The sequence below is a fragment of the Lamprobacter sp. genome (genome assembly GCF_034860625.1).
Lineage (GTDB): Bacteria > Pseudomonadota > Gammaproteobacteria > Chromatiales > Chromatiaceae > Lamprobacter.
The window spans coordinates 1-7,742 of the sequence record NZ_JAYESN010000159.1 but is presented as its reverse complement, the minus strand read 5'-3'; the positions used below and the strand labels follow the sequence as shown (position 1 = coordinate 7,742).

The window sequence follows — 7,742 nt, the reverse complement described above, 5'->3', positions numbered from 1 at the left end:
ACCCTTCGATGGCGAGCTGGGCTTGCGCCTGTTGCGCCAGACTCTGGTGTCCCTAGCCAGCCAGAACATCGTCGCCTTCGCCTCCGGTGGCGTGTTGCTCGGTCTGGTGCGCAACGGTCGGCTGCTGCCGCACGACAAGGATCTCGACATCGTGGTGCCCATGGCGTTTTTCCCAGCCGCCCTGAACGCCTTGCAGCATCTCGGTTGGCGCCCGGCCTGGACGGCGGTGAACGCGGACAACTTCCGCTGCCTGGTCCAGGGCGCCACCGCGCCTGGGCCGGGCATGACACTGGATCTGTTCGGTTACGCCTTCGACCCTGAGCGTCAGCGGATTCTCGGTGGCTGGTGGCCCACCGGGCGCGCGCCCGAGCAGGGGAGGCTGTTGCAGTTCAGCCCGTTTGAACTCGCGCTTGTCGATCATCCCCACGGCCGCCACTGGGACCTTCCGCAGCCTGAATCCCTGCTCGTCGAACTCTATGGACCGGACTGGCGCACCCCGGATAGCGAATTCGACACCACCCTAGAAACCCCGGCCCTGGTCGCTTACAACGACTACACCCGCGCTTGGGGCCGATTGAAACTGCTCGAGGCCTGGGTGCAAGGTCGACCGGCCCGCTTCGCCCGCACGCTGCGCGTGCTAGGCCGGCTTGATCCCGCCGACCCGGTGTTGGCCCTGTTCAGCTCCAGGACGCCATGCTGATCGGCGGCACCATTGGCGTGTTCGACCTGCTGCATGTCGGCCACCTGCGCTTTCTCCAGGCCGTCCGCCGGCGCTGCGATCGGCTCCAGGTCGGGGTCGGCGCCGATGCCTTGCTCGCCCGCACCAAGCGCCCGCCGGTGATCGACGAGCATCAGCGCCAAGAACTCCTCGCCGGCCTGAGCTGCGTCGATGCGGTGTGTCGTTTTGACATCGGCCTGGATCAAACCGTCGCCAGTGCCGACTGGATCGCCGCCTGGGGCATCGACCTGATGGTTGTCGGCGATGACTGGCGCGGCTCGGCGCGCTGGCAGCGGCTTGAACCCGAGTTGGCGCAGCGGGGCATCGGCTGCCTTTGGTTGCCTTACACCGCCGGCATCTCCACCAGCCTGATCCGCCAGCGCATCCTGGCGGCTGACGAACATGCCCGCTGCGCCGCCTTGGGCGCGACCATCGCCGAGGTCAATCGCTGTTAGCCAAGGTTTGCGGGCGAGAGAGGACGCTCGAAGTCCCGCTCATAGGCTCCCGCGTGATCGGGTCCGTTTGGGACGCGTCAACCGCAGATCCTTTTTTAAATGCCGAAGAGCAAAAGCTTGGCGAAAAATATCGCTCAAGTTTCTTGATCTTTGGACGTTTATTGAATGCTGCCGAAGTAAAATAACAAGGTCAGGTTGTCGCTCCCAGCTCAGGTTCGGCAGCGGCGTCGTGATCATGCTGAATGAGGACGCTTGGCGATCGCCCATCGCGGGGCTTCGCACCCTAGGGTAAGGGTCTTAACGTGAATCGCTCAACTTGGTATGCCGTTGTTGTGAGCAAGCCAACCGTTTCAGCCGCCGCCGCACCCCGCCCGCTGCCTCGCGACCCGCCCGCGCCGAGCCCGAGTGCGCGCGCCTTTCAGGCCGGGCGTGCCGCACGCAAGGCGGGCGCGCTGCGTGAGGCCATCGCGCAGTTCCGCGAGGCCATCCGCCTTGCCCCCGAGCATGTGCCGGCACTCAATAATCTCGCCACCGCCCTGCAGGAAGACGGCCAACTCGAGTCGGCCATCACCAGCCTGCGCCAGGCCATCGCCCTCGACCCCGAGCGCGCCCTGTTGCACAGCAACCTTGGCGGACTCCTGCAACAGCAAGGCGATCTCGACGCCGCCATCGCGGCCTATCGCCAGGCACTCGCCCTGGCGCCCGCTTCGGCCCCGGCCTATCTCCACCAGAGCGCCACCCTGATGGCACTCAACGCCCCAAGCCTCGCCTATCACCCCGATTGGCGCTGGCTGACCGAACAAGCCATCAGCCTGGCTTTGACCACCTACCAGAGCAACCGGCTGTTCCTGATTGGCCGCAACGCAGAACCCGGCCGTCTCGCCATTCAGAAGCGCCTGCTCGACAAACCCATGGGCCTGTATTGGCAGCCCGACACCGACACCCCCGAGGGTCGGCTGCTGTTCGTCAACACCGCCAATTGCGATACCCCGCAGACGGTTACCGTTACCGCCGTCGATGACGCCATCGGCGAAGGCCCGCATTTTGGTGTCGTCAGCCACAGCGCTAGCAGCAGCCATGCCGGCTACAACGGCCTCGCCATCGCCAACCTCACGGTGCAGATCAGCGACAACGACCTGCCCGCCGAAGACCCGGTTTTCCTTACCCCGCAAACTAACCCCTTCACCCTGGGCCTTGCTGACTTGCCCCAGCTTCTCCACAGCGATAGCCAATCGCTTTCATTCAGGAACCAGGTTGCCCTGCTGCCTGACCGGAGTCGGCCAGACACGCTGCCTTTAACCTTACTATTTTCCGAGTTGAAAACGCTCATGGCCACGATCAACCGCCCCGAAATCGCCTTTCTGGCCGCAGACCTGCCCCATTTGAATGATCTTCTCGCAGGCATCCCCCCGCACATCGAAACCCACTTGCTGGCCCCCGGTGAACAGTTGCTGCCCCAACTGGTCGCCGTGCTGGAGCGCCACCCCGGCTGGGGCCAATTCAAGGCCCTGCACCTGCTCACCCACGGCGCGCCCGGCGAACTGCACTTGGGCGCACAAAAGCTCGACCTGGCAGCCCTGGAGGCGCATCAGCCCGCGCTGCTGCGCCTGCGCGCAGCCCTCTCGGCCGATGCCGAAGTGTTGCTCTACGGTTGCGAAGTGGCCCAGGGCGAGCGCGGGCAAAAATTCGTTGAGGCGCTGAGTGCAAATCTCAGCCTGCCCGTGGCGGCGGCCAGTCACAAGGTGGGCCACCCGAGTGGTAGTGGTCATTGGTCTTTGGATGTGAGCCGCGCGCCCTTGCGCACACCGGCAATGGCCGTGCCCGAGTGGCCGGGGGTGTTGGGCATCCCCACCTTGGTGACCGCGGACTCCACCCCTGCCGATGACGGCACCTTTAGCGACGGGGCTGCCAACATTGTTCTTGTTTTCAGCGAGGATATAAGAGCTAAGAGTTCATCGGCGATCGATATCTATGCCTCAAACGGGACTCTGATTGAGAATTTTATTGCGGTCGGTACATTTGATTTTTATGGTAATAAAGACGGCACTGCTGCCATTTCAGGAAGCACGATCACGATCAACCCGTTTGCCGATTTGTCGGAGGGTGGTTATTACCTGCATATTTACAACGCTTCTGGATCCTTACCGGCGCTGGTAAGCGTATCGACAGGGGATGCTTTCGCCGATATCAAAGACAGCACCAGTTACAACTTCACGGTAGGGCCGGTCAACACCCCACCTGCTCTGTCCGATGCGGGCGGTACCCTGGCCTTCACCGAAGGCGATGCTGCCAGCGTCATTGATACCTCGCTGACCCTGTCCGATACAGACAGTGCAGATATCGCTTCAGCCACGGTGAGCGTCACCGATGGCTATGTGAGCAGCGAGGATGTGCTGGGCTTTACCAACCAGAACGGCATCAGCGGTAGTTGGAACAGCGGCACGGGCGTGCTGACCCTGACCGGTACCGCGACTCTGGCGGAATACGAAGCCGCGCTGGAGTCGGTGACTTACCAGAACACCAACACCGCTAACCCAAACACCAGCAACCGCACCATCACCTGGGTGGTGAACGACGGCACAGATGATTCGGAGCCAGTGACTTCCACCATCACGGTGACCGATGTCAACGACGCACCCACCCTGAGCGCCAACGCTTCCAACCCCACCTTCACCGAAGACGGCAGCGCCGTCACCCTGTTCAGCGAGGCCTCGGCCAGCACGGTGGAAAACGGCCAGACCTTTACCGGGCTGACCCTGACGGTGACCAACGTCACTGACAGCACCGAATCCCTGACCATCGACGGCAGCATGATCGAGCTGGCCAATGACACGGAGGGCGACACAACCACCAACAGCCTGAGCTACAGCGTCAGCCTATCGGGTAGCACGGCCACCGTCACCTTGACGGGCGGCACGGTATCCGCCGCCGACCTGCAAACACTGATCAATGGCATCAGCTACAGCAACAGCAGCCAGAACCCCAGCACGGCTGATGACAGGGTCATCACCATCACCGCACTGCAAGACAGCGGCGGCGGGGTCGACACGGCATCACTCAACATCACCTCGACGGTAGCAGTGGCAGCGGTCAACGACGCCCCAGTGATTGACCTCAGCGCCACCACGGCCGGCAACGATCACAACGCCACCTTTGCCGCTGGTGGCGCGGCCGTCGCCATTACTGACAGCGATGCGACCCTGACCGATGGTGACAGCGCCACGCTCGCCTCCCTCACCGTCACCCTCAGCAATCGCCCCGATGGTGATGACAAAGAAGGCCTGAGTCTGAATAGCTCCGCGCAGACCGCCGCAACCGGTGCGGGCCTTACGGTGAGCTACACCGAGGCGACCGGTGTGCTCAGCATCAGCGGCGCGGCCAGCTCAGCGGTGTATCAGGAGATCCTGCGCGGTGTGGTCTATCAGAATACCGACACCAAGGCTGATATCGACACCAGTGATCGCAGCATCAGCGTCGTGGCCAACGATGGCACGGATGACGCCGTGCAACGCACCACCACCCTGAAGGTGATCATCCCGCCGGAGATCAGCTACAGCGCCGCCACCTTTACCGAATCGAGCGCCAACGACGGCAGTCTCGACAGCGTTCTCAGCCTGACCTTGGCGGTTGACACCTTTGCCGATGATGTGATCAGCGCTGGCAAGATCAGCACCAGCAATCTGCCCGCCGGCCTGGTGCCAGTCTATACCCTCGTTAGTGATACCGAGATCAGCCTGCGCCTGGCCGGGCAGGCGAGCGCCCATGAGAACGCCAACGACATCAGCAATCTGGGCATCAGCTTCCAGGATGGCGCCTTCACCACGACCGCCGACGCCAGCCAGGTGATCAGTTACGCCAGGAACGATCTGGCGGTGGACTTTGCGGATGCGCCCGTCACGACAAGAACGATCGATACGCTCGGTAATACGGATGTAACCTTCACCACCAACAACGGCGGCTTGACCGATCTGACCAATAGCGCCGCGCCAGGCGGACTCCCGCGCGGCCTGAAGATGCCAGTGGGGCAATTCGGTTTTGAACTCGATGGCGTTGCAGCGGGCGGCACCGCCACCATCACCATGGAGGTCGATGCCAGCAAGAAGGTCTCGGGCTTCTTCAAGCAAGACGATCAGGGTAAATGGGTCAATCTCGCCGACAGCGTAACGACGGAAGGCGGCCAGACCCTCATCAGCTTCTCGATTCAGGACAACGGGCCATGGGACAGCGATGCCACCCTGGGCCGCATTGTCGACCCAGGCGGTCTTGGCGAGAACCTGCTCGCCCCGTTCGTCGCTGAGAACACCACCAGCGTTGGCGACATGAGCGAGGCGCTGGATCTCAGCGGTTTGACCGGCACCGTCAGCTACAGCCTCAGCGGCGAAGACGCGGGCAAGTTCAGCATCAATGCCCTGACTGGTGCTCTGAGTTTCGCCAGCGCGCCAGATTTTGAGAGTCCCACCGATGACGGTGATACCGCGGGCAACAACACCTATGCGGTGACGGTGACCGCCACTGGCTCAGAGAGCGGCACCAACGCGGCCGACCTGATTGTCACCGTCTTTAACGATACTGGGGCAGACGGCAAGGTTGCTAATCTGCAAGGGGATAGCACCGGCTTTACGCCCGGCACGGCGGAATATGTCGATGCCGACTCGAGTGATTTTGTCGACATCACCCACGCCACAGACGAAAGCAATGGCACTTTTGCGAACGGCTATCTACTGATTTCCCAGATAGAGGGGACGGCGGATGGTGATTTCTCTTTTGACACTGATGGGATTAAATCAGGTGGTGACGGAGACATCGGAGCTGGTGAACTCCTTACAAGCGGTTCTGGTGGCGTGGTGGCATTAACAGGCTCAGGTTTTGTGGATGCCACGAAAACTGGCCAGGATGGGCAAGAGCTTCTTATTCATCTCAACGGTTCGGTAACCGTCACCGATGTTGAATGGATTGTTTCATTTCTACAATACACCGCCCCCACCGAGGGTAACCGCACCTTCTCCCTAGCGCTCAACGACGGCACCAACGCCTACGAAGCCGTCACCTTCAGCATGAACGCGGCCGATACCACCGCACCCACGCTGGATGCCGCCGGCTCGACACCGGCGGACGATGCCGCCTCTGTGGCCGCTTCGGCGTCGCTGCAGCTCAAGTTCTCTGAATCCATCTACTTTACGCCGGGATCGAGCGGCAGCATCAGCCTGTACAACGTCGCCGATAGCCAGCTCGTTGAAACCTTCGGTATTGCCGAGATCGGCAGCGGCGATGGGCGCATCGCCATCAGCGGCGATACCCTGACCATCAACCCGACCGGCGCGCTTGGATTTAACACCCAATATGCGGTGCAGATCGGCGCCAACCTGATCCAGGATGCCGCCGGCAACACCTTGGCCGCGATCGCTGACAACGTTACCTACAACTTCACCACATCGGCCAATACCGCCCCCGTCCTCGCCGGCGTGCTCAGCGAGACCACCCAGGGCTTCGAGACCTCCGACAGCCTCACCAGCAACTTCAACGACGGTAACGCCACGCCGGTGATGTCCTGGAGCGAGACCGCCGGGCTCTCCGGCGGGGGCGGCGTGAGTATCCCCGGCGGCACCAGCGAGGTCTGGACGGCCAACCAAGGCCTCACCCTGGTCATCGGCGAGACCTACACCCTATCGACCTTCGCCTATATCTCTGGCAACAGCGGCTATGGCGGCCTAGGCTTTGCGGTCAACGACAGCAACCTCCCTGGGTCCACCACTGCGGGCACCAACGGCTTCAACCTCGGCATCGGCTTTCACGGCGGCGGTGGGTCGTACATCAACGACGACAGCGAGACCAACCTCTCCTGGACCGGCACCAGCGGCGGGGATGCCCTGGTCACCGGCAACTGGTATCGGCTGAGCTATGCCATCACCCCCACTGGCAGCAACAACTTTGAGGTCAGCTTCGAGATCTGGAACAGCGATGCCTCTGGCGTGGTGGGGACTCGGGCGGCGGATCCCGTTTCCACCACCCTGACCAACACCCATCTCACCGAGGGGCTGACGGTCTATCCCTATTTCTCCAATAACGGCAGCCGCCTGGGCGTGATCGACGACTTCACCGTTACCTCGTTCAGCAGCGGGTACGCCCTCACCGCCACCGACGAAGACACCACCAGCACCTCGACCGCCGTAAGCACCATCCTATCCGGCCTGGGCTACAGCGACAGCGACTCGGCGCAATCCGGGGCAGCCATCTCCGAAACCACGGGCAACGGCGCCTGGCAATACTCGACCGACGGCGGCAGCACCTGGACAGCGGTGGGCGCGGTGAGCGCCTCCGCGGCCCTGCTGCTGGATGCAGACCAACTGCTGCGCTATGTGCCCGACGGGGTCAGCGACGAGACCGCGACCCTGACCCTACGTGGCTGGGACCAGAGCAGCGGTGCACCCGGTACCACGGCGGACACCAGCAGCAACGGCGGCAGCACCGCCTTCTCGGCCACCACCGGGACTGTCAGCATTTCGGTCACCGAGGTCAACGATGCGCCCACGCTTTCGGCCAACGGCTCTGATCCGACCTTCACCGAAGAT

The 7,742-nt window shown here is 62.6% G+C and carries 3 protein-coding genes and 1 pseudogene; all 4 read left to right on the top strand.

The window, feature by feature from the left end:
• A partial coding sequence (locus VBE63_RS22490; protein ID WP_323685255.1) for a hypothetical protein occupies window positions 1-700 on the top strand: 700 nt, incomplete at its 5' end.
• Complete coding sequence (locus VBE63_RS22485; protein ID WP_323685254.1) at window positions 694-1,173, top strand: adenylyltransferase/cytidyltransferase family protein; 480 nt, start codon at window positions 694-696, stop codon at window positions 1,171-1,173. The genes VBE63_RS22490 and VBE63_RS22485, both read left to right, overlap by 7 nt.
• 302 nt (window positions 1,174-1,475) lie before the next feature.
• Window positions 1,476-1,841: pseudogene (locus VBE63_RS31550) on the top strand (tetratricopeptide repeat protein); the annotation flags it as partial.
• A 150-nt stretch (window positions 1,842-1,991) separates the two neighbouring features.
• Window positions 1,992-7,742 (top strand): DUF4347 domain-containing protein (locus VBE63_RS22475; RefSeq protein ID WP_323685252.1); only part of this gene is annotated, 5,751 nt, incomplete at its 3' end.